The 24,494-nt window shown below is 46.7% G+C and carries 20 protein-coding genes; 9 read left to right on the plus strand and 11 right to left on the minus strand.

All coding sequences use genetic code 11. The annotated features are described in order from the left end of the window. Positions 1-210 precede the first annotated feature (210 nt). Complete coding sequence (locus tag FFM80_RS03580) at positions 211-2,949, plus strand: HAD-IC family P-type ATPase (protein WP_137639540.1); 2,739 nt, start codon at positions 211-213, stop codon at positions 2,947-2,949. Positions 2,950-3,011: 62 nt separating this feature from the next. Here FFM80_RS03580 and FFM80_RS03585 read toward each other — a convergent pair whose 3' ends face one another. Beyond that, complete coding sequence (locus tag FFM80_RS03585; protein WP_307722450.1) at positions 3,012-3,896, minus strand: proline iminopeptidase-family hydrolase; 885 nt, start codon at positions 3,894-3,896, stop codon at positions 3,012-3,014. A 170-nt stretch (positions 3,897-4,066) separates the two neighbouring features. Here FFM80_RS03585 and FFM80_RS03590 point away from each other — a divergent pair, with 170 nt between their 5' ends. Beyond that, on the plus strand, positions 4,067-4,549 hold the full coding sequence (locus FFM80_RS03590) for a PH domain-containing protein (protein WP_137639541.1): 483 nt from the start codon (positions 4,067-4,069) through the stop codon (positions 4,547-4,549). Further along, a complete protein-coding gene (locus tag FFM80_RS03595; protein ID WP_137639542.1) occupies positions 4,542-5,972 on the plus strand; it encodes a PH domain-containing protein in 1,431 nt (476 codons plus the stop codon). The genes FFM80_RS03590 and FFM80_RS03595 overlap by 8 nt, the downstream gene beginning before the upstream one ends. A 65-nt stretch (positions 5,973-6,037) precedes the next feature. Here the strand turns inward: FFM80_RS03595 and FFM80_RS03600 are convergent, their stop codons facing one another. From FFM80_RS03600 to FFM80_RS03610, 3 genes are read right to left on the minus strand one after another with little or no spacing between them, the layout of a single operon-like run. Further along, positions 6,038-6,409, minus strand: coding sequence for a hypothetical protein (locus FFM80_RS03600; RefSeq protein ID WP_137639543.1), 372 nt, complete (start codon positions 6,407-6,409; stop codon positions 6,038-6,040). Further along, the gene (locus FFM80_RS03605) at positions 6,402-7,196 is read right to left on the minus strand and encodes an alpha/beta hydrolase (protein ID WP_137639544.1); all 795 of its coding nucleotides are present in this window, start codon (positions 7,194-7,196) and stop codon (positions 6,402-6,404) included. Before FFM80_RS03605 ends, FFM80_RS03600 begins: the two co-directional genes overlap by 8 nt. A gap of 20 nt (positions 7,197-7,216) precedes the next feature. Continuing rightward, positions 7,217-7,948: a GntR family transcriptional regulator gene (locus tag FFM80_RS03610; protein ID WP_137639545.1), complete on the minus strand. Its 732-nt coding sequence runs from the start codon at positions 7,946-7,948 to the stop codon at positions 7,217-7,219. 224 nt (positions 7,949-8,172) lie between these two features. On the opposite strand from FFM80_RS03610, the gene FFM80_RS03615 reads away from it, so the two are divergent. From FFM80_RS03615 to FFM80_RS03630, 4 genes are all read left to right on the plus strand, one after another. Continuing rightward, a complete protein-coding gene (locus tag FFM80_RS03615) occupies positions 8,173-9,522 on the plus strand; it encodes a PTS sugar transporter subunit IIC (protein WP_137639546.1) in 1,350 nt (449 codons plus the stop codon). Between the two features lie 15 nt (positions 9,523-9,537). Then, a complete protein-coding gene (locus tag FFM80_RS03620; protein WP_137639547.1) occupies positions 9,538-10,638 on the plus strand; it encodes a DUF871 domain-containing protein in 1,101 nt (366 codons plus the stop codon). A gap of 462 nt (positions 10,639-11,100) precedes the next feature. Next, positions 11,101-11,994 carry an N-acetylmuramic acid 6-phosphate etherase gene (gene murQ, locus FFM80_RS03625; protein ID WP_137639548.1) on the plus strand — a complete coding sequence of 298 codons (894 nt, stop codon included), beginning with the start codon at positions 11,101-11,103 and terminating at the stop codon, positions 11,992-11,994. A 21-nt stretch (positions 11,995-12,015) separates the two neighbouring features. After that, complete coding sequence (locus FFM80_RS03630; RefSeq protein WP_137639549.1) at positions 12,016-12,906, plus strand: BadF/BadG/BcrA/BcrD ATPase family protein; 891 nt, start codon at positions 12,016-12,018, stop codon at positions 12,904-12,906. A gap of 52 nt (positions 12,907-12,958) precedes the next feature. On the opposite strand, the gene FFM80_RS03635 is transcribed toward FFM80_RS03630, so the two are convergent. Further along, positions 12,959-13,627, minus strand: a complete 669-nt coding sequence (locus FFM80_RS03635; RefSeq protein ID WP_137639550.1) for a hypothetical protein — start codon at positions 13,625-13,627, stop codon at positions 12,959-12,961. Between the two features lie 98 nt (positions 13,628-13,725). After that, positions 13,726-15,087 (minus strand): amino acid permease, encoded by a 1,362-nt coding sequence (locus FFM80_RS03640; RefSeq protein ID WP_137639551.1) that lies wholly within the window; start codon positions 15,085-15,087, stop codon positions 13,726-13,728. Between the two features lie 225 nt (positions 15,088-15,312). On the opposite strand from FFM80_RS03640, the gene FFM80_RS03645 reads away from it, so the two are divergent. Next, positions 15,313-15,768 (plus strand): NUDIX hydrolase, encoded by a 456-nt coding sequence (locus FFM80_RS03645; protein WP_137639552.1) that lies wholly within the window; start codon positions 15,313-15,315, stop codon positions 15,766-15,768. 42 nt (positions 15,769-15,810) lie between these two features. Here the strand turns inward: FFM80_RS03645 and FFM80_RS03650 are convergent, their stop codons facing one another. Continuing rightward, positions 15,811-16,383 (minus strand): Crp/Fnr family transcriptional regulator, encoded by a 573-nt coding sequence (locus FFM80_RS03650; protein ID WP_137639553.1) that lies wholly within the window; start codon positions 16,381-16,383, stop codon positions 15,811-15,813. A gap of 90 nt (positions 16,384-16,473) precedes the next feature. Between FFM80_RS03650 and FFM80_RS03655 the strand changes: the two genes are divergently transcribed. Next, positions 16,474-17,064, plus strand: a complete 591-nt coding sequence (locus tag FFM80_RS03655; protein ID WP_137639554.1) for an NAD(P)H-dependent oxidoreductase — start codon at positions 16,474-16,476, stop codon at positions 17,062-17,064. 38 nt (positions 17,065-17,102) lie between these two features. Here FFM80_RS03655 and FFM80_RS03660 read toward each other — a convergent pair whose 3' ends face one another. The 4 genes from FFM80_RS03660 to FFM80_RS03675 all read right to left on the minus strand — a co-directional run bounded on the left by FFM80_RS03660 (position 17,103) and on the right by FFM80_RS03675 (position 24,465). Next, the gene (locus FFM80_RS03660) at positions 17,103-18,365 is read right to left on the minus strand and encodes a glycoside hydrolase family 5 protein (protein WP_137639555.1); all 1,263 of its coding nucleotides are present in this window, start codon (positions 18,363-18,365) and stop codon (positions 17,103-17,105) included. Between the two features lie 628 nt (positions 18,366-18,993). After that, entirely contained in the window at positions 18,994-20,586 is a 1,593-nt protein-coding gene (locus tag FFM80_RS03665) for an HIRAN domain-containing protein (RefSeq protein ID WP_137639556.1), read from the minus strand. Positions 20,587-20,760: 174 nt separating this feature from the next. Further along, positions 20,761-22,245 (minus strand): ABC transporter substrate-binding protein/permease, encoded by a 1,485-nt coding sequence (locus FFM80_RS03670; protein ID WP_137639557.1) that lies wholly within the window; start codon positions 22,243-22,245, stop codon positions 20,761-20,763. A gap of 591 nt (positions 22,246-22,836) precedes the next feature. Beyond that, entirely contained in the window at positions 22,837-24,465 is a 1,629-nt protein-coding gene (locus FFM80_RS03675; protein ID WP_223877287.1) for a peptide ABC transporter substrate-binding protein, read from the minus strand. Positions 24,466-24,494 lie beyond the last annotated feature (29 nt).

A 24,494-nucleotide genomic window follows, 5' to 3' on the forward strand; every position in this document is an offset into this window, starting at 1 on the left:
GATATGCTATTGCAACTAATGTAATTTTTCGTTACAAAAATGTCAAACATTTTAATAACGATTAGTTGTAATATTCGTTTATAATAATAATTAACCAATAATTTATACTGGAAGGGATGTGGCGAAATTGGCCTGCCTAACGCGCAACAAACGCCGAGATTTCACCGAGCCAAATCGATAAAATAATTTATAACAATAGGAGTGGATTTAATGATAGACGAAAATGCCCATCGCTTGACCGACACTGAAGATGCTGAACAGGACCAGATGCCTCCCGATGCCGCCAAACTTTGGCAGCTTGATGAAGCAACCTTAGCCGCTAAATACAAAACTGACCCAGAAAATGGGTTAAGTCTAGATGAGGCGGCCAACCGGTTGTACTTAAATGGCCGTAACGAAATGGAAATTAAGCGCCAATCCCGCTTACTACAATTCATCAAGCAGTTTAATAACAGTATCATTTATATTTTAGCGGCCGCCGCCGTGATGACGTTCTTTATGCAGCGTTACTCCGACTCGATCGTTATCGGCTTAGTCATTATTGCCAACGCCATCATTGGCTACGTGCAGGAACGCCAAGCCGGCAACGCCTTAGAGCGAATCCGAGAAATGTTGATTTCCAAAAACTTCGTCATTCGCGATGGTCAAAAGCTAGAAGTCGATGCGCGTGATTTAGTCGTCGGCGACTTAGTCAACTTGGAAGCCGGCGATGCGGTACCCGCGGATATGCGCTTGATTGCAGCGGACAACTTAAACGTCCAAGAGTCAACGCTGACCGGGGAAACCAATCCGATTGAAAAGATTGAAGAACCGCTTAAGGATGCGCAACTAGCCCTCGCTGATCGCCGCAACATGGTCTATGCTTCAACGGCGGTTACTAGTGGCTCCGGCTATGGCGTCGTAACCGCCACGGCTGGTGCGACTGAGATTGGTCATATCCAACAATCCGTTGGTGAAGTCAAAGAAAAGCCAACGCCATTGATGCGTAACTTGAATTCACTGGGCTTTGGACTCTCAATCGCGATCGTGGTCGCGGCAGTCTTGCTCTTCTTATTAGGGATGGTCATGGATACTTACAGCCTGCCAACCTTATTAATCGCCGTCATTACAATGGTCGTTGGCTCCATGCCAGAAGGATTACCCGCTAGTACGTCCGTCGTTTTAGCCATGGGTACCCGACAAATGACCAAGAAGAATGTCATCGTCAAGTCATTACCAGCCGTTGAAACGTTAGGCGCGGTCGATATTGTCAACACCGATAAGACGGGGACCTTAACAAAAAACGAAATGACCGTCACCAAAATTGTTACCCCCAACCATGCCTTTGATGTGACTGGGGTCGGCTATGATGATAACGGCGGCGTCAACTTTGATGGGGCTTTGACCTTAAATGGACAAGCCTATGATTGGCATCAAGACAATCACTTAGAATGGCTAGTGAACATTGCTGGTCAAACAACTGATGCCCAATTGCATTTTGAAAACGACAAATGGGAACTAACCGGTGAACCAACTGATGGCGCCTTAACGACCCTTTATCGTAAAATGGCCGATCACGACCCCGAAGTCGCCGAAATCGACTCCTTACCGTTCGATTCAGCTTTCCGGTTCTCCGCCCGTTTAGCTGATCTCAACGGACAACGCGTCTTAATGGTCAAAGGGTCACCCGCTACGGTGCTCCGTTTAACCGACCAAGCTGGAGACGAACACCACTGGGCCGCGAAGATGAAGGCCTTGACTGGCGACGGCTTGCGAATCGTGGCCCTCGCCTATCAAGTTGTTGACTCAACAGTTGATACAATTGACGCTAAAGCGATTAGCGGCCTCACCTTAGCCGGGATGGTCGGGATCATCGACCCTCCTCGTGAAGAAGCTGCCACCGCGATCCAGGAACTCCGGCAAGCTGGTGTGCAAGTAAAGATGATTACTGGGGACCATCCAGATACGGCTATGGCGATTGCCAACAAGTTAAACTTGGCGCCCACCGTCAAAGCAATTACTGGTCCCGAAATCGATGCCTTGAATGATACGCAGTTACAAGCGCAAATCGATGACTATAACGTCTTCGCTCGCGCAACGCCTGCTAACAAATTACGGATTGTTCGCGCACAACAAGCCAATGACCACGTTGTTTCAATGACTGGGGACGGTGTTAACGATGCACCTGCCTTGAAGCAAGCAGACATCGGGGTCGCCATGGGGATCAAAGGAACCGAAGTCGCCAAAGAATCCGCCGATATGGTCTTAGCCGATGATGATTTTGCAGATATCGTCGCGGCCGTACGCGAAGGTCGCCACGTTTTCGATAATATCCGTAAAACGATTCGCTTCTTGCTCCCGACTAGTTTCGCTGAAGGGCTGGTCGTCATCATCAGTATCTTGATGGGTCACGACTTACCGCTTTACCCAACTCAGTTGCTTTGGATTAACATGGTTTCGGCCTTAACGATCCAGTTCGCCTTTATCTTCGAGCCGCCCGAAGCTGGGATTATGTCTCGGGGACCACGAAAAGTGAAGGCTGGCTTACTATCGAAGCTCGATTCATTTGAAATCGTCTACGTTTCGTTATTAATCTCTGGCTTAGGAATCTTCGCCTACGACTACTTAACCGCGATTGGCTTACCAAACGTGGTTGGGAGTACGATGTCTTTGAACATTATCATCTTCGGGAAGATTTTCTATCTCTTTAACTTACGAAACGACTACCCAGTCATTTCGAAATACTTCTTCCAGAACAAGATGGCATTTTATATTATTGGAATTTTGATTCTCTTACAGCTCGGCATTGTTTACTTGCCGTTCATGCAATCAATCTTCCATACAACCAACGTCAACTTCTGGTACGGTTGGGGCATTCCGATTATCGCTGGGATCATCGTCTTAGCAGTGACTGAGATTGGGAAGTTCATCCGCTTTCACTTCTTAAAACCAGCAACCATTATTGAATAATCAGGCTAAAAACAAATACGGCGCTAACCTCTTAATTGAAAGTTAGCACCGTATTTTTGTCTTTATTCGGTTAAAAATTCTCCAAGATGTTTGAAATAATCTAACGGGTTATCCAGCATCTGACCATGCCCAGCCCCAGGGGTGATATGGACTGTTGCGTTGGGAATCGTTTGTGCCATTCGCTGTACCGCCGCAATCGGCATCGTATCATTTTCACCAACGGTCAGATAAGTCGGGACGCGCAGATACTGCAACCGCTCGCGGATGTCCCAGTCCTTTAGTGCACCGACCATGACAAACTCATTGTCACCCTGAAAGTAATGATAAATGTCTGTCGCCAATGTCGACACTAAGTGTGTCGGGTGTGGATCGGTGGCGCGATGTAAATGCCGGTTGCCAAGTTCAGCAATTAGCTTTTGATAACGTGGTTCGTGGAACGCTTGGCGTCGTTCAACATCTTGCATATAGATGACTGCCCGCTTAGAAAACTGCTGCGATCGAATGGCATTCAGATGGGTGATATATTCTGGAATGTTGTCTACCATACTAGAGATGATCAGGCCTTTAAGATGATCGCCATATTTGAGCGCGTATTCTTGAGCTAACAGGCCGCCCCATGACTGTCCTAATAAATAAAAGTTATCCAACCCCAGTGCCTGACGCACAGTTTCGACCTCATCGACATAGTACGCAATATTAAGATATTTATCACGATTAGCTTGGTCGGTCCAATCCGGTGCTTCCGAAAAATAGGACCCAAGTTGATCATAATAGCTGACCTGAACATGGTAGTACGCTAGTCGTTTAGCGAAGTTTTCGAAGACTTCGTGGGTACCACCGGGACCGCCATGCAGACACAGTAAATTGATAGGGCCTTGACCGTCAGTGCGAGTCCATAAGTGGTAGCCGTCTGGTTGGGTGATGATTTTGGTGCCTGGTGTAATCATTATGTAAGTGCCTCCCTGCGTGTTGGTTGGTGCTAGTATAGCGCGGAGCGGCGGTTGGGACAATGTGGCCGTTTTATTGTCCTTAAACTTAACCATCTTAATCCAGCCATTGCACGAACATTCAAACTCCCCTAGAATAGGAACTATCAATCAACCACGGAGGAATTTACATGCCTACCCAATCTATAAAGCACTTACCTAAAACGATCAAAACAATCTGGATTTGGACAAGCCTAATTGAGCTAACACTTGGCTTACTATTCGCTATCGGGACTTGGCTATTAAGTCGCTGGTTTGCGCCAACTTTCTGGCACATGACCACCATTGCCATCCTCATCTTGACGTTGCTAATAGTCATCATTGAACTCGTACTTGTTAACTATCGTTGGCAATTCAACACTTACCTCGTCAACCCACGGCAATTTGAACTACACGATGGTTACTTCTTCCGTAAACAAACGGTGATTCCCATCGCTCAGATTCAAAATATCAAGTTGGAACAGGGCCCCTTATTACGACTTAAACACCTGCAAGCCGTCACCCTGGTTACCGCAGCGTCTAGCCATAAGATTGCTGGAATTCCGGCAGCAGAATCTGAACAGTTCAAATCACTAGTCATGGCACTAGCACAGGAGGCGCGGACTGATGACTAATCCCACGCCACAACGGTTGCATCCATTGGCGCTGATTAATGAGTTTTACCACCTCATTCGTGAATGGGTCATTCCCTTGATTGTGCTACTAATCTCGTTAACACCGGTCTTACTCAAAGCCCATTTAACTGGTTGGCTACCTGTAGCGATTATCGTCATTCTCTTAGTCTTTCTGATTCCCGCGGGATTACGTTATTGGACCTTCAAATTTGCGTTGACCACTGACAGTCTCGTTATCTATTCTGGAGTCTTTAATCACCAGACTAATCACATCCCTTACCAACGGATTCAATCCGTTAATCAGACTCAGTGGGCGTTCTTAAAGCCGTTCAATCTCATTACCTTAAGTGTCGAAACGGCGGGCCATAGTAGTAGTGACCGGCCAGAAGCCGTCTTGGCCGTTGTTAATGCAACAGTTTATGCACAACTAATGGCTGCTCAACAAGCTGCTACGCTAGTAACGCCAACCGCAGTGCCCCAAATACCGACTTATACGATTAATCGACGCGACTTACGTGAATTTGCCTTAACCTCACCAGCCTTTTTATCCGTCTTTCTACTCATCCTAGCTGGCTTTGGTAAGCTAAGTGAAAGTGCCCGTAAAGCACTGATTAATTGGGCTTTCAGTAGTGCTCAACATATTAGCCTGCTATCAATCATCGGGTTAATATTAGCCACCGTCCTACTCTTTTACCTTGGCTCAATTGTGACGCTCATCATGACCTACTATGGCTTTACCTTAACGCGACAAGGCGACCATCTCATTGTTCGCCGCGGCTGGTTCAAGACTCGGCAGACTGAGATTGCCATTGATCGCATTCAAGCTATCCGATTGAAGCAACCGTTATTACGACATTGGCTACACTTAGTGACGGTCCAACTGGTCGTGATTAGCAATGACCATAAAAATGACGATGCTGCCAATGTGATCGTTATGCCGGTCATCAAGCAAGCCACCGTTAATCACTTTTTGACGACCTTTTTCCCGCAATTACCACCACTGACTTTAACGCGGAATACCGACCCCCGAACTTGCTGGTGGAACTTACGCAATTACGGCTTGGTCGGTTTACTTATTTGTCTGCCATTTAGTATCTTATGGCGTCGCTGGGGCAGTCTTAGCTGGTTAATCTGGGGACTACTGATGCCAATGGGATTGTTACGCAGTCATGCTAGTTCGGCCCAAGTGTTGACACCTCGCTACCTGATGATTAGTACTAGTCGCTGGTTCACTCGCAACGACTATTTGTTCCAACGTCAACATGTTCAATCGCTTGAATTACGGCAATCAATCTGGTTGCATAAACACGCTTACGGCCATATTCGCTTACACTTTCGGGCTGGCCAGCATGGTCGCAGTCAGACCGTTCGTTACTTACCAATCACCCAGTTACAACGCATCCGCCAGTGGTATGAACGCTAAAATGTTTCACGTGAAACAAAAGCTCCGGTAGTTACTGTTAAATCAGTAACTATCGGAGCTTTTGTTTAGTGCATCACCGTCACAAAGATTTCAATTAAAACCATGACTACCGCTAAGCCATCCAAGACCCAGCAACCCCAGATATAATAGTTCTCCAAAGGTTTGTACGCCTGATGTGTCACCTTTAAATTTTTTTCGTAAAGGCGATTAAAGTAGATAAACGCCCATGCCAAGAGCCAAAGAACAAAACAAAATAACGGATAAACAAAAATATTACTCCGAATCCCCCATGGTTCAAGGCCACTAATCGAGGTTGGCACAAAAATCTTTGCGGGTAAGACAGGATATGCGATTACCGCTAATAGTAACGGAATCAATGCCAATCCCGTTTGTTTCCATAAATTATAATGGCGTAATTTCGGTTTAAAATTAGACAACTTGCCAACTTCCCTTCATTAACCAATGCATCGCGGCTGGTAATTGTTGATTCCATAATGACCAATCATGATGGCCGACTTGTTCCTGCCACGTAAAGTCCGTGCCAAACTGAGCCGCCAACTGAGGCCGTAATGCTAAATCCATCGAGCGTAAGATATCTGCACTACCAGTCGTTGCTAAGACCCGTAAGCCTGGAGTGACTGGCTGATAATGGGCTAACAAATGCGTTAGGCTCACTGATGAATCGTCCAACTGCTGCGGATCAAAGGCCAAGTCCATATCAGGCATAATGGCCGCTTGCTCCGTTCGAAAACGTGCTAGATCAGCAACTGGTGATAAGGCTGCCACGGCGGCAAAACGTTTCGGCTCACTGAGCGCCCAACGCAATGCTGCATAACCACCCATTGAATTTCCCATGACATAATTACGGGCACGGTCGGTCGCCAACGGAAAGATATACTGCATTCGTGCGGGTAATTCTTGCGTTAAAAACGACCAGTAATGTGGGCCGTGAACCATATCCGTATAAAAGCCCCGTTCGGTCTGCGGCATCACGACAGCGACTCGATACTGCGTCGCCAACTGCTCAATAGCCGTCCGCCGTAACCAAGTCGTGGCATCACCACCCAAGCCATGTAGCAGCCAAATCGTTGGCAATAATTGCGGTCCCTGGGCGTACGCCGACAACACCCCACCAGTCGGCCCGGTTGGTTCTGGCAAGATGACATTAACTGTCACCTGCCGTCGTAAGACATTTGAAAAAAAGTTATTACTATGAATGGACATTAACCCATCACTCCCCCAACCTAACGAATTTCACTAGCGACCCGCGGCTGGGCGGTGCTAGTCAGATGTAACCCAAAATAATTCGGCAATAAGTAACTCAACGTATATTCCAAAATTTGATCTTCACGAAAGACCCACCGCTCAACTTTAACAACCGGCGCATCCAAGGTGACGTGCAAGTAATCAGCGACCCGCTGGTTAGGCACGACCGTTACGGCATATTCTTGTTCAAACGGCTGCTGGGCCAGATCTAGCTGCGCGTGTTTACGGATCAACGCATACAACGAATGAATCAACCGTGGCCGACTCACACTAGCTGGCGGTAACAACGACTTTAAATACCAAGACTGCGAATATTCAAACGGCACCTGCTGAATCTCACGCAACCGTTCAAAGTACCAGACGGGGGTGGTCGTCTCAAACTTACTCCGCGCCTTAACGGGAGTCGTCTCATTGACGACTAACACGGCAACTTGTTCATCATCCAAATCATAGGCGTGGGTATCCGTAATCTTCACAGCCGTGCCGCGATTGAACTTCGACACAAAACTGCCCTTCCCTTGAATTCGATGGATATAGCCTTGATCAGCTAGCATATTCAACACCCGCACGACCGTGGTCGAACTGACTTGGTACTTTTCACGTAATTCTTTTTCACTATAAAACGGTGCGTTCTTCTTAAAGCGATTAGAATTTAATTCCAAGATCAAAGCATTTAAAATCGTTTGATAGATTGGTTCCTTTCGACTCACGACCGCCACCTCCGCCATTTTCCAACTTAACACATTAAATGTCTATACTTACAGGCTGATTATGTCACTTTGGCCATTTAAAAGCAATGTAAGCGTTAACTCATTCACTATAATATGCTATACTTGCCACAGATTTCAAGTTAATGCATTAACTTAAAGCACCAGAAAGGTTGTAATTCAACCGACTGGGAGTGTTTTAAATTTTTTAAGGAGATGAATTTCTGATGGATCAATCAAGTTCATGGAAAGATAAGACCGTTGCCGTCATGAGTAAAATTGCCGCGAACCGGTATTTACGCGCAATTCGTGACGGGATGGCGGTCATTATTCCAGTCGCCATCGTGGGGTCATTCTTTACAGTTGTTACCCAATTCCCACTTGCGGCTTGGACCAATTTCATTAAACCCTATGCAGCTGGTTTAGCTATTCCAATTAATTTTTCAATGGGGTTTATGGCCATTTACGCGGCCTTCGCGATTGCGGGGCGTTTAGCGGAAGGCTATGATTTTGACCGAATTTCAACTGGGGTCGTATCAGTTATGGTATTCTTACTGCTTGCGGTCAAACCAATTGCCGCATCGACTCCGGCCGCGATGAAAGCGTTAAGCTTAAAGGCCGCGGCGACCGTCGTGCCACTGACTAACTTTGGGGCGGCGGGACTATTTACCGCTATGTTGGCCGGGATTGCGACTGCGGAAGTCACCCGCTTTTGCCGTGACCATCACTTGGTCATTAGCATGCCAGACGGGGTACCACCCGCTGTCGCTGCGTCATTTTCAGCGCTGATTCCTGCGACCTTCTTAATCGTGGTTGCTTGGACCATTCACGTTGGCTTTAACTTTGACGTTAACACGTTCTTACAATGGGTCTTCAGTCCGTTAGCTTACTTTGGGAAAGATAACTTAATCTCAGTCATCGTCCCAATCTTATTGACTGATATCGTTTGGTTATTCGGGATTCACGGGGCTGCTTTAGCCACCCCAATCTTCTGGCCACTCTGGTACCCGAACCTGAATGCCAACATGGCGGCCGTGGCTAAAGGTACCGTTACCGCTGCCAATGCGCCACACTTCATGACCGAACAATTCTTCCAGTGGTTCGTCTATGTTGGCGGTGCCGGGGCAACCTTGTCACTATGTATTTTATTGGCTTTCTTCTCCAAGTCGAGTTATGGGAAGACAATTGGGAAAGTCACAATTATTCCAGGGCTCTTCAACATTAACGAACCCGTAATCTTCGGGGTGCCCATTGTTATGAACCCTTACTTCGCGATTCCATTCGTTTTAGCACCATTAGCGATGGGGATCTTAACTTGGTTTGCGACAATTACCCATATGATCAGTCGGACGGTCGCCTTAGTGCCTTGGACATTGCCAGGACCAATTGGCGCCTTAATGACCACCGCTTGGGACTGGCGTGCCGCCGTCTTATGTGTGGTTAATATCGTCATGGCGACGTTTATCTACTACCCATTCTTCAAAATTTGGGATCGGAACCAATTAAAGAACGAACAACAAGCAGCCGCTGAAGATGCGGCTAAAGCTGCGGCCGCTGATGCGGTTCCAGCAGAATAAGAGGGTTAAAGAGTTATGTTAGGAATTTCAGTTTATCCGACCAAAGCGCCGACTGAACAAAGTATTACTTATCTGAAAACCGCTGCTAAGTATGGCTTCAAACGGGTCTTCGCTAGTTTACTCGATGTTACCCCGGAGAATAAAGATGCCATCTTAGCACAATTCAAAAAAGTGTTCACGGTTGCTAACGACTTAGGGATGTCTGTCACGATTGATGCCAATCCACGGCTATTTGACACCCTGGGCGTTGATTATCACCACTTAGGCTTGTTCAAGCAATTGGGGGCCAGTGCCATTCGGCTGGACGCGAACTTTGACGGCTTAACCGAATCAATGATGAGTTACGAAGATTCCGGTCTGGATATCGAATTAAACTTATCCGTTGATACCGGGAATATCGGCAACATTATGTCTTATTTACCAAACAAGCAACGGCTAAGCGGGTGCCACAACTTCTATCCGCAACGTTTTACCGGGCTAGACTTAGACTTCTTTACCAAATGTACCGAGAAGTATCGGCAAATGGGCTTAAAGACCGCGGCTTTTGTGACCTCACAAGTGGCGACGACTGGGCCACATCCATTTAACGATGGCTTGCCGACCTTGGAAATGCACCGGGACTTACCAATCGTCGTACAAGCCAAGCATTTATTTGCGACTGGTCTCATCGATGATGTCTTAATCAGCAACCAATTCGCCAGTGATGATGAATTGAAACAATTGAGCCAGCTTAATCAGGACCAACTCAGCTTAGCGGTTGATTTCGACGCAGCTGCCACCCCATTGGAACGCGAGATCTTACTCGATCATCAGCATTTCAATCGTGGCGATGTCAACAGTTACAGTGTTCGCTCGACTTTTGTTAAGTTGCAGTATAAGGATCAATCGATTCCAGTTAACCACCCCGTTGCAACCTTGCAACCCGGTGATGTGGTTATTGGGAACGATTCATTCGGCCAATATAAAGGTGAAGTCAACATTGTGAAACAACCAATGCCTAATATTGATCAGCATAAAAACGTTGTCGGCCATTTAGTCGCTGATGAACAGTTCCTAATTCCGTACATCCGACCATGGATGAAATTTCGGTTTGAGGATGCGCAAGCTCATAAATGACAGTCAGCTGGGGGAGCTGCGGCAATTAGTTGCCGTGGCTCCTCTTTTGTGTCAAAGTGTGAGGGAACGTAAGGGGTTATTTTTCCGCTCCGGTTAAAACTTTCTAGCTGGTGATAGTCACCATCGCTTTTATTAACCAACACTGCATGACCTTATACCTAATATCAATTAACTGATTCATTATTGGAAACCAGCCATTTAACTAAATTTACTGACTAAGAAGATCCTCATTAACTGATCAATGGCCGTTATTTAACGCCGGGCGGGCTAGAATTGGCTCAGTGGTGTCGTTTTACTTAATCGGTGATTTTCCGATTTAGTAAAAGCCCGGCTTATGAGACCGCCCTTCGGCTCATAAACGTGGCCACCACGTTCCAGCCGATTCTAGCCCAACCAGAGTGGCAAATTTAATCTAATCAATACTAAAATAATCGCTAAAAATCTAAACCAAAAAGGAGAAAAATCGTGAAAAACATCAATCAACTCACCACTGAAAGCCGCAATCCGGCCAGCGCGCATTTAGATGAGATGTCCATTGCCGACATCGTCACCTTGATGAATCAAGAAGATGCCAAAGTCAGCCAGAGCATCCAATCCCAACTACCAGCCATTGCCAAGGCAGTTGCCTTAATCGTCGCCGCATTTAAAGCTGGCGGCCGACTCATCTACATGGGGGCCGGAACTAGCGGACGCTTAGGCGTGCTCGATGCCGCCGAATGTGTCCCAACCTTTGGCACCGACCCCGCCATGGTCCGCGGCATTATCGCCGGTGGTCAAAAAGCAATGACAGTCGCTGTTGAAGGCGCGGAAGATTCGCTGACTTTAGGCGTCCAAGATTTAAAAGACCTTACCTTAACCGTCCATGACGCCGTTGTTGGCATCGCGGCTAGCGGGCGCACGCCATATGTGATTGGCGCTTTAACTTATGCCAATGAGATTGGCGCAGCGACCATTAGTCTGGCCTGCAATGACCATGCCGAAATCAGCAATATTGCGCAAGTGGCGATTGAAGTCACTCCAGGTCCCGAAGTCTTATCTGGTTCAACTAGATTAAAAGCCGGGACCGCCGAAAAGATGGTTTTAAACATGTTGTCAACGATTTCAATGGTCAAAATCGGTAAGGTGTATCATAATCTAATGGTAGACGTGAAACCCACTAACGAGAAACTCGTTATTCGGGCCAAACACATCATAGAACTCGCGACCGGCGTTGATTCAACAACTGCCAGCACGCTATTCGAATCAGCGGGGCACGACGTTAAAACGGCGATTGTGATGGCATTGGCGCAAGTTGACGCTACCACCGCCCATGACCGGCTCAAAAAAGCCGACGGGGTCGTTCGTGACGCGCTTTAAATCAAGGAGGAATTTTTTGAAATGGATTATGTCATTGGGGTCGATTGCGGAGGTACCAATACCACTGCCATCGCTTATCAATTATCCGGTCAGCCGATTAAAACAGTCGTGACCGGACCGGCCAACTTAATGGTCGACGATTTACGAGCACTGAATAATGTCCGCAATGCCGTTCAAAACTTACTAGCTAAAATTGACGGCACCTGCCAGGCCGTAACTGTTGGCATTGCCGGCTTGCGCGCCTATCCGTTTGTTGAACGTTTTCGTCAACAAATCAATGTCCCCGTACCACAAGTTAACTTAATGAACGATGCACAATTGGCGCAAATCGCTAAATTACACGGACAAGCTGGCTTAGTCACCATCGCGGGAACTGGCTCAGTAGTCATTGGGACTAACGGCAAACGGCAATTCAGTGCGGGCGGCTGGGGCCACTTGTTGGGCGACGAAGGCAGTGGTTATCAACTGAGTCGCCTCGCTGTACAACAACTCACGGCTGAGACCGATGCCGGTACGCTGTCGCCATTCAGTAAAGCTTTGTTGACCCATTTAAAGTTAAACTCCGTCTTTGAACTCATCGACCATTTTTATCAATGGGACAAAGGCCACGTGGCGAAGTTAGCCCCGTTTGTTTTGGATCAAGCTACCAAGGGTGATCCGCATGCCAATACTATGGTTGAGACGGCCACCACTGGCTTAGCCGCAACCATCCTACAAGCGCGTCATAAAGGTCGCTGGACCGCAACTGATACCGTCAATTTAGCCTTTACCGGTTCGGTTTTAGAAAAGAATACGTTCTACCGCGAACATTTGATGCAAGCCCTCGCAAAATCCGGGTTACCATTCAATTACTTACCTGTTACCCCAGAAATCAGTAATGCGATTGCAGCTGTCTATGCCTATCAAGCGTAAAAAATAATCTCACTAGTCATCAGACCAGTGAGATTATTTTTATCTTTACTAATTAGTCAAAATCATTTGAAGAAAGCTTTTCAAGACGGCGGATCAAGCCCTGCACGCCTTGATCAAAACTAGCAAGGTCAATCTGAATCGGGGCGCAGACTGCGGCAACTGCCGCCCAATCTATATGACCATCTTTCACTAAGCTGGTTTGTAATTGTGACACTTGTTCGGCGGTGACTTGTGCTAAGTGCTCACGCCCCCAAGTGCCAATCAACCCATTCACGGCCAATTGTTGACTCAAGCTATCAAGCCACGTCGTCGGTGTCAGTGACTTGATTAAGCTTAACCGGTCTTCTAACGGCACCGCGGGGACTTCTTTAAGTAGGAAATCCTGCCAACCACTGAATTGCTGATTCAAAATCGCATAATATTGCCATGGCACTTGATACCCTGATAGTTGTAACGTTTGCTTGGTTAACGCCGTGACATCCCAGATCTGCCCATTTTCGGGGGCAGTCGCCAGATCAAGCCAATTACCGAAGAATTGCTGCATCGTCTTTTGGACGACCACGCGTTGTCGTTTAGCCTGTGTTAAATGATAGCGAACCAATAGGAAAGCTTTGATTTTTAACGGATCAATCGCCCGCGCTTCATGTTGGGCATGATGTTGTTTAAACTGCCGCACCATTTTCTTACGACTGGACTTGGCATAATGTCCCTGTTTGACCATCGTTAGGCCACCTCATTTCTGCTCATTAATGTTACTTAGTTTACCGCATTTCAAGGGAAAATAAAAAGTGCTCACCCATTTGGATGAACACCTTTGACCTAAGCTTCCGTATCTACTCGATGATGATACTTGCGGAAATAAATAATCGTCATAATCGCTAAAAAAACGACTCCCACTAAAATCGAATAACGCGTTTCCGGATTAATAAACATAAAAATCAACGTTAATGCTAAGAAGGCTAAGGTGGCATAGTTTGAATATGGTGACAATGGCATTTTAAACGGATGATCGGCCATTTTATCAGCATTCTGTCGCCGAAATTCAATCTGGCTGATCAAAATCACGATCCACGGCACCATTCCTGGCAATACAATGGAACTGTAAACCATCACGAAAATCTCACTCGCATCCTTAAAGAACATCGGTAACACCACGTTCAAGATAATCCCGATCAAGATCCCCGCTGAAATCGAAATCACGGCGTAAAACGGCACGCCATGACGATTCAAAAGCGTCATCTTATGCGGTAATTGATGATTTTCAGCCAATGTATACGTCATCCGACTAGCACTATAAATCCCGGAATTGGCTCCGGAAAGTGAAGCGGTAATCACCACAAAGTTGATGATTGACGCGGCCGCGGTAATCCCAATCTTGGCAAACGTTTGGACGAATGGTGACCCAATCTGATTTAACTGATCCCAAGGGTAGATACTGACGATGACAAAGATTGCCCCGACATAAAAGATTAGAATCCGCGCAACCGTCGACCGAATTGCTTTAACTAACGTACTCTGTGGATTCTCCGCTTCACCGGCAGTGACCCCAATCAGCTCAATCCCTTGATAGGATGCCAACACGATCGACAAGGCGAAGACGAACCCTTTGACCCCGCCGGTAAAGAAACCGTGACGCCATAAATTACTAATCCCGATGGCGTGACCATGGTTCCCAAAGCCGAATAAGATTAAGCCTAAACCGACAATAATCATCAGGATAATCGTCACCACTTTAATCAGGGAGAACCAAGTCTCTAACGTCCCGAACATCTTGACCGAGATCAGGTTGGCCACACATAAGAAGATAATGGCAATTAATCCTGGCACCCAGTCCGGCAGATTCGGCCACCAAAACCGACAATAGCCACCCAGCGCAATCATTTCACTCATCCCCACGACCACGAATTGGAAGACGTTGCTCCAAGCCGTTAGATAGCCGAACACCGGATGAATGTACTCAGAAGCGAACTTGGCAAATGAGCCCGTATTGGGATCAACGTATAACATTTCACCCAGGGCTCGCATGATCAAGTAAAGAAACGCTCCCGAAACCAGATACGCGATTAACACTGACGGCCCCGTCCACTTAATGGTGGAACCAGCCCCCATAAAGAGACCGACCCCAATCGTGCCGCCCAGTGCAATCATTTGCATCTGGCCCGTACTTAATTTTCTCTGCATAACTTTCTCTCTTTTCATTTGTAAAGAACAAGTCGCGATAATCAACAACACATAGCTTCCATCTTAACTAAAATTTTGCTGATACGCAACTTGACTAATTAACGACGAGGCGGTCAGAATCCAGTCCTCATCCGCATTCAGCGTTCTTAGTAAAATTTAATCAACCAACGTCGACCATCGCTTTCGGTTATACTAAAGGTATCCTAAAACGAAAGTCGTGATGACATGGCAAATTACATCCAAGAAATCCGCGCCCTCGTCGGCCATAAACCATTGATTTTAAATACTGCGGCTGGTATTCTGCTTAACGACCAGCATCAAGTGCTCCTGAACTTGCGTACGGACACCCATAATTGGAGTCTTCCGGGTGGCTATCTCGAATATGGCGAGACTTACGCCCAAGCTTGTGTTCGCGAATACAAAGAAGATAGCGGCTTAAAAGTCGACATCGTGGCACCGATTCAAATCTTTGACCGCGGTGAGACCACCTATCCGAACGGCGATGTTACCCAGACCATTAGTATGCTCTACTTAGTCCGAGCAGTCGGCGGCCAGTTATTAGGGGCAGCCACCGATGAAACCTTGCAGTTAGACTACTTCGACTTTGATCAATTACCCCCATTGATGAACCAGCAGACCGCTGACATGTTAACGGCGGCGCAAAAGTTTACGACAAATTAAAAAAAATCGCGTTCCCATTTAACTGCTGGGAACGCGATTTTTTTAGGCTTCTGGTTTCAAACGCCGCCGAATCCGACTTAACGAGACTGGGGTAATCCCTAGATATGATGCCACTAATTGTAGTGGTACCCGATCCAAAATATCTGGCTCATCAGCCTGCAATTTCTGGTAGCGTTCAACGGGCGACAACGACAACTGATCTAAAAAGACGTTGCGATAACTAATAAATCGTTCGCAAATAAAGCGCGTAATGGCCGGCTCAATCGTTGGGTATTGCTGCTGAAGCTGAGTGAAGGCTGATTTCGATAGTGCCAAAACGCTAGTCGGCTCAAAACTTTCAATCGAGAAACGACTCGGTTGGTCAAGGTAGAAACTTTCAAAGGAAGACACCAGTTGATTCTCAAAGAAGAATTGCAAAGTAATCTCCTGACGTTCACTGTTATGCCATAACCGCAACGCCCCACTCGTCACAATGTAAATCTCCGTGGCGACTTGTCCCTCACTTAGTAACGTCGTCCCCGCTGGCACTTGCTGCGGCACAAACAACGACTTTAATTGAGGCCAATGCGCCTTTAATTCAGGAAATTGCTGACCAAGATATGCTGGTAGTTCCATCGAAATTCCTCCCACTTAACAATTGTTAAGGCACTCGTCATGACTAGTCGCTATACTAACGAAATTAATTAAAAAAACGAGGTCTTACTTATGAAAACTGTTATTATTTTTGATCATCCCTATACGGCCACTGCTGGCAATAATGTGCCCCATCACCGGTCATTTCTAGCTGCCTTACTTCAATCAGTCTTAGCGCAACTTCGCGTGGAAAACAATCAAATTGATCTGATTGACTTACATGCAGATGGCTTTAATCCAGTCATGTCTGCGGCCGATTTAACTAATTGGCGCCGGGGTCGCGCCATTGATCCGCAAGTCGCGGATTATCAGCAGCGTTTATTAGCGGCCGACCGAATCATCTTCATGTTCCCAGTTTGGTGGGAAGTCATGCCCGCGATGACGAAGGGCTTTTTGGACAAAGTCTATGCCAAAGACCAGCTCTACCGGGCTGACAACATGCAAACCAAACTCGTCAAGCAACCTAAGATCGAGATCATCACCACGATGAGTACCCCTAATTGGGCTTATCGTTTAATCTTTGGCGCTCCGCTCGCCAAATTGTTATTCCGCGGGACCTTTTTAAAAACCCGTTTATGGCACTTCAAGTGGCATAATTTCGCGCAAGTCGAGAAAAAGTCCCCCGCCAAGCGCGCACAACTACTCAACCAATTTAAGCTTTAAGTGACAAGGCGGCTGGAAAATTTCCAGTCGCCTTAATATTATGGTTTCCGTAACCCAGATGTTCCTAATTTAACTTGACCGTCCAGTCCATAAAATTGGCCTTTTTTGGACTGCCATAATGCGGGTTTCACGAACCGATACAGTTTCGAATTCCAACTAGTCCAATTACTAGTCAATAGACCGCCCGTATCCGCTGAATTATTATTCAAACACCAATACGTAAAGTTCAACTTGTGCGTCTTGATCAACTTACGTTCGGCTTTCATCCACTTCAAGTTAGAACCGCTGAAATAACCGCCCCATTCACCAAGATATAAGGGGGCCTTTTTATTGGCATGGATATAATACCAATTCGGCCGCCAATAGTTCTTCATCAATGAGTTATACGTAAAGTTTCCTTGCACCCAGCTACTACCTGGTGCCACACTCGGACCGTAATCATGGATTGAATAGACCAATTGGCGCTTCTTCAACTTAACCGGATATTTCGCAACGCCCCGTAAGTTAGCGCCCCATAACGCATAATTATATTGGGCCGACTTCTTATACCCGGTCGCCCACTTTTTGGGTGTCACTTGCACCCCTTCGACAAAAACAAGCGCATGCGGGTTAGCTTTCAGAACTTTATTCCCAGCTTTCGCAGCGATATAACGCCAATTGTTAGCTGCCTTGGACCCGTCCCACTTGGCGTAACTACTGTCAGTTACCATCCCATGGGGTTCGTTCTTCAAGTCATAGCCAATAATCGTATCGTTTTTCTTATACCGTTTAGCTAGCCAGCTCAACGCTGCATAATAATCCTTAGTGGTATAGCTTCCCGCTTTCCACAGCGGCGCATTTTGGCCTTGCGGATCACTCTTGGCACTATGAATATCCACAATCACCTTTAAGCCGTCTTTTTGGCAATCAGCTAAAAACCGACTCCAGATTTGCAAACTATTCTTGCCTTTTAAAGCAGCGTTCGTACTGAGATTAATGTTAGCTTGCGGATACTTTTTCTGCGACCAAGCTTTTAAGAGTTGGACCGAAAACGGCACTCGAATCGTGTTAAAGCCATGGTTAGCCACCGACTTGACCGTCTTATCCAAGTTGGCCGTCCAGACACCGTCAAATGTATTCGTGCCGGTATTGTAGCCGAACCAATTAACCCCGCTAATCCGAACCGTCTTGCCCTGGGCATCGACAATCCGATTACCCTTAGTATGTAACCAGTCTGACTTCGGCCGACTTGCTGCTTGCGCAGATAAACCGCTTATTGCCAGTCCAGCAATTAATGTGAGTCCCAATGCTCGCCATTTCATTTACAACCACCCCGTTCTTAAAATTCAATCCCCCATAGTTACTTGCCGCTCCGGTTAGGCCGGATTTGACGCTGGAACGTGGTGGCCACGTTTGCGAGCCAAAGAACGGTCTCGCAAGCCGGGCTTTCACTAGGCCGAAAAAAACGGCCAAGTAAAATTTCACCACTGAGCGTCATCCAGCCCAACCTGCGCTAAACTAAACTCAAAATCTTTATGCCAATACCACTCTACTTACGCTTGGTGCTAGTCGGCTTAAATTACCACTCTGGTTGGGCCAGAATCGGCTGGAACGTGGTGGCCGCGTTTGGAAGCCAAAGTGCGGGCTTCCAAGCCGGGCTTTATCTAAGTCGGAAAACCACCGACTAAGATAAACGACACCACTGAGCCAATTCTGGCCCGCCCGACGTTAATTAACGGGAATTAATGATTATTTATTGTCAATCGTAAATTTAGCCGAGAGGTTGGATGCTAAAATGTTCAGCCGTGTCGTTGGTCTTAGTGCGAGTGTTTTTCTCGGACTTAGACCAAGGTAAGTTTTGAAGACCGGGTTTTGGCTTCAAAATGACCCATGGCGTTCCAGCATTTTAGCAACCAACCGGCAGGCGGCAATTTTAACTAGTACCAAACCTCAATCCTGCCAACGATTCATAAAGATTTGTAACCAATCTGGTTCATCCGGTGCCAAGACCCGTTGCGGATGTTCCGGCTGATCAATAATTGCTAACGCTGAAATCTCTTTCACTGGTACTTCTTGAACTTCGACCGCTTCAAAATTATAAAAAGCTAACATTGCTGTGGCTTGTGGATCGTTTTTATTCAAGTAGTCACTGAATAATTGAAACGGATAGATCGGCTGATTCACGATCCCCAGTGTGGGCAGATAAAACCGCATACTGGCAATTTCGTGATATAACGTCGCATGAATCAAGGCTTGTAATAGAGCTTGATCCACGCCATCCGCACTTCCCGCCGCTAGATGCACATAGCGTTGATAACTGGCCAAGCCATGATAGACCTCATCACCCAAAGTCGTCCGCAACTTTTCAATCGTAAAGGGCGTCACACTCGGTTCCAATTCTAATCCTAATTGTTGATTAGGTAGGCCGGACACCAATAAAGCAGCTAATTCAGCTTGGTTGAATGTCGCTTGTTGATGATGCGCCGTCCGTGCAACATACGGCAGACGAGCGGCTTTTTCAGGATACGCCAACGCTAAATTCAATGCAATCTGTGCATGCGGATCGCCATACGAAACCCAGCTCACCACAAATCCCAGCGCTTGATGGTCAGCCACCTTACCAACGCGATAAATCGCTTGGGCCTGAGTGCGGTCACTCGGCAGATTATCGTTATCCCCCGTCATCGTCTTCGTACTAATCCCGACAACGTAAAAACTATCCGGATTCGTTAAAATCACCGCCTGGTCAGTGGGATTATTCCAAGCATCGACCACGTCGGCCGCACCATTAGGAGCACAAGTCACCAATTGTTGATCTTGAACGGCTGACCAGTTAGGCGTAATAAAATAGCGCTTCGTTACAAAGCAGCTATCATCCGGTGTGAGCCAAGGGTTTAGCGCCGTCACTTGATACGTAATTGGCCGACCGTTACTTTTGACCGTTAAATGACCTAATGGCGTCATCAGTAAATCACTAGGCACCGCCGCTAGACTTGGCGCAGTCGTCTTAGCGAGCTGCTGTCTGACTCGTAGCGCTGGCACGCCAGCTTGGGCAGCGACACTTTCAAATAAGATTATTGTGACTTGCTGATGCACGACTGATACCGTTTCAACAACACCGTATAACAAGTGCCCCTGATCCATTAAGATCGCATAAACGCCATTTAGACTTCGTGGTAAATATCCCAGCTTCGCATGCTGTTGCGTCCATACCGACACAGCTTTCGCATCATGTGAATTATTACCCTCACGTTGCAGTAAGACGCACGCGCCAATCGGTAACTGTGCCAAAGTCGTTTTAATCTGCGGGGCGTAGTGACAACCGGCTAAGGCAATGGCATTCAACCGAACATCGGCCCCTGCGACCCCAACCACCCCATCACTCACGATTTGCGTAATCGCCGTCACGGCAATCATTAGCACCGGTTGAGCTGGAACTGCTGTGGCCTGAACCAAAACTTGTTGTTGATGATCAACTAACGCTAAAATGCGATAGATTTGCTGATTCTGCGCTTTAACGAGCATTCCGACTTGCAGTTCCATGATAAAAGCCCCCTCTGACTGTTAAATTCATTATAGCTTACTTCGGCAACTAGGTGAAAGCCTTATCATGAGTGCCGAGTAAATCTGATTCAAACCATAATTAGCCTGTTACACGACAAAGCACTGTCCAAGCCCAGTTAATCTCAACTAGGCTTAGACAGTGCTTTTAAAAGCTTAATTTAACTGACGGGCATGACCACGATTTAAGCGGTTTTCGTAATACCGTAATAAACGCGTCAAGACCCAACAGATAACAAAATAGATTACCATGGCAATTCCAATCGGTGCCACACCACGATACGTATCCGCTTGAACAATTCCCAATTGATAGATCAACTCGGTAACCCCGATAATCGACACCATGGAGGTATCTTTAATTAAGTTAATGAACTGATTCCCCAATGATGGCCAGATGATTTTCAACGTCTGTGGTAAGACCACATAACGCATCGTTGCCCCTTTGGATAGGCCTAAACTCTCCGCGGCTTCCGTCTGACCAGCATCGACAGCTTGAATCCCACCGCGAATAATTTCACTCAAGTAGGCCCCACTATTTAAGACGATCGCAATCATCCCAGCAACTAATGCCGAGACATCGACAATCATCCCAATGCCAAAGTAGACAAACATGATTTGGACCATTAACGGTGTACCGCGGACAAACTCAACGTAACCGGTCGCTAACCAGCGTAACGGCCGCACCGCGTTGAACCGTAGCATCGCTAACAACATCCCTAACAGACTCCCACCAATAATCCCGACAATGGCGATCAATAGCGTGTACTCAAGGCCTTTAGCGAAATAGTCACGATAATGCCACATCGACGTATCCGCCGTATTGACCTTCAAGTATTTCCCCGCCGTTTTCAAATAACGTTTCTGAATCCAATGATGGGCTTTGATCTTAGTCAGCGACTGATTAATCGCCACTTTTAAACTCGTTGAACCTTTTTTGAGTGCAATCGCGTTACCCGCTTGCGCACTGCTAGTCTTGAAATGACCATCGATCGCCATTAGGCTCGGATCATTCTTCGCGTATGCCGTTGCCGAAGCGGTCCCCTTGACTACCGCCGCAACTTTATGCGTCTTTAGCGCCAAGATCAAGTTGGCCGCACTACTCATCCCAGTCAACTTCGAGGCAGGCATCTGCTGCTTAATCAAGTTATATTGTAGTGTTCCAGTTTCAGCGGCGACCTTTTGACCAGCCAATGACTTTTTTGTCTGATACTTGGCCTGATCCGTTCGATTGATGAGAATGGCTTCACCTTCCGTATAGTAAATGTTAGTGAAGTCCACATTTTTTCGCCGGGCCGGGGTCGGGCTCATCCCGGATAAAATCATATCGACTTTACCCGTCGTTAGTGCCGGTAATAATGAATCAAACGACAACTTTTTAACAACTAGCTTAACGCCAAGATCCTTGGCAATTTGCTTACCGATCTCGACGTCCATCCCAACGATTTTCGACTTGCCATGCTCATTAATCTGAAATTCATACGGTGGGTAGTTCGGTGACGTCCCCATCACCAAAGTACCCTTCGCTTTCACTTGCGCTAATGACTGGTCACTTGCCGCTTGGGCATTACCACCCAAACTCAAAACAACTAAACAACTTAATAACGCTAACCACCAGAATTGCCCCAACTTGCTTAACTTCATTCAACCGTTCCTCCGTCACAAAAGTAAATTCAGTATAGGCTTAAATGAGTATTAATACAATATAATTCATTAAAAATACATTTTTATACATTAATTAGCTGAATAAATGTATAAAAAAGACACGTTTGGTGCTAGTTGGTTTAAATTGCCACTCTGGTTGGGCCAAAATCGGCTGGAACGTGGTGGCCGCGTTTATGAGCCACAAAACGGTCTCATAAGCCGGGCTTTGACTAACTCGAGAAAATCACTCGACTAAGTCAAACGACACCACTGAGCCAATTCTGGCCCGCCCGCCGTTAATTAACGGCTATTAAGGAATCAACAATTGATTATTTTTAGTTTAGTCATCTAGCTGAGAGGTTGGTTCCTAAAATGCTCAGCCGTGTCGTTGGCCTTAGTGCGAGTGGGCTACTCGGACTTAGGCCAAGGCCAGTTTTGAAGACCGCACTTTGGCTTCAAAATAGTCCATGGCGTTCCAGCGTTTTAGGAACCAACCGGCAGGCGGCAATTTCAACTAGCACCAAGCGTAAAAAAGGCGTCATCTCATGAAGTAGATGACGTCTTTTAACGTTTCACGTGAAACAAATCCGTTTATTTCCAATAGGCGTACCGATAAAGGGTATCGCGCAACAAGCTGAAGTGAATCCCGCCAACCTTGCTGCTAACCAAGTGCGCTGCCGCCGTCTGATACAACGGCGTTACCCCTTGATGACTGGCCACAAACTTAGCTGCTTGTTGAGCTGTTTGGTAGCGAGCCGTTGGTGATTGGGTCCCAGCTGCTAAGGTCGAAATCAAGCCTTCATATTGCGTATTGTGATACTTCCCAAAGTTGACCGAAGTCCGCATTGACGCTTTATCCAAGAAATCAATGGGGTCTTGGAAATCACTCGACCAAGCTAAAGTAGCAAAGTCAAAGTTACCCTTGCTCAAGTTTGAGATTTCATTCGTCAACGGGACGGACTTAACCGTCACCGTGACACCTGATAGATGCTTTTCAATCGCTGCTTGAATAAATTCCGCCGCCGACTTGTTCACGTCAGTGTCATTAGTCAATAATTGCAAGGTCAGCTTTTTCTTACCCAGACTAGCTTGGGCTTTCTTCCAGTAAGTCTTCGCTTTAGCAGGGCTATAAGCATACAAATTACCAGTATCGGTATTAAAATCTTTATCCGTGCTAGGATTGCTTGTGTTACCACTTGGAACTAGCGATGTGGCTGCCACCGAGCCATCCTTCAAGACATTGGTCACTAATGAGCGCCGATTCAACGCATAACTAACAGCTCGCCGTAAATCAGCATTCTTAGTCACGGAACGTTTGTTGTTCCATGGCATGAAGTACAATTGGTTCAACTTGGTAATCGTCAGGTTGTGCTTCAAAGCGCCCCGTTTGGCACTGGCCACTTGGGTCCCGGTAATCTGGGTCACTTGCACCGCATTGCTTTCAAATAAATTCTGCGCGGTACTGTTGGTCTTCACCGTTTGAACCTTAATATTTTTGATGCGGACGTTTTTCGCGTCATAATAATGGTTGTTTTTCACATAATGCCACGTATCATTGGTCCCATCCCAGCTCTTTAAGACATATGGCCCATCCGATAACGTCTTCGCTGCCGACGTCCCGTATTTATTGCCATACTTTTCCGTAAAGGCTTTATTCAACGGATAGATTTCAGTGGCTAATCGGTAATTGAAGTAAGGAATCTGTTTGGCTAATGTCAATTGCAGTTTATACTTGCCTAATGCTTTAACCCCCAGCGTGCTGACAGCCTTTTTACCACTCGTTATCGCTGGGGCATTTTTGATTTCCGCCACGTGGCCGATTTCTTGTGACTTGGTCGTTGGACTCACTTGCCGTTGCATTGAATAGACAAAGTCAGCGGCCGTGACGGCTTTACCGTTCGCCCACTTCGCGTTATGACGTAGGTCGAACGTATAAGTCTTACCACCGTTCGTTGGTTTAACAATCTTTTTAGCAATAGCGGGCACGATCTTGCCTTGTTGATTGGTCGTGTAGAGTCCCTCCATATATTGCGCTAATGCAGCTTGACTGACCACGTCGTCCGCTTTATTCGGATCGGCCGTGGCGATGGCTTGTGCTGCCGTTACGGTCAACGTTTTATCGCTTGTTTTAGCGCTGTTAGATTTCGTCCCACAACTTGCTAAAACTAACCCTAGGGTGATAATCCCTAGACCACTGACCCATTTTTTTATTGTTTGCATCTGTTAAAAACTTCCCCTCGAAACATGAC

Source organism: Lactiplantibacillus dongliensis, assembly GCF_005405105.1.
Lineage (GTDB): Bacteria > Bacillota > Bacilli > Lactobacillales > Lactobacillaceae > Lactiplantibacillus > Lactiplantibacillus dongliensis.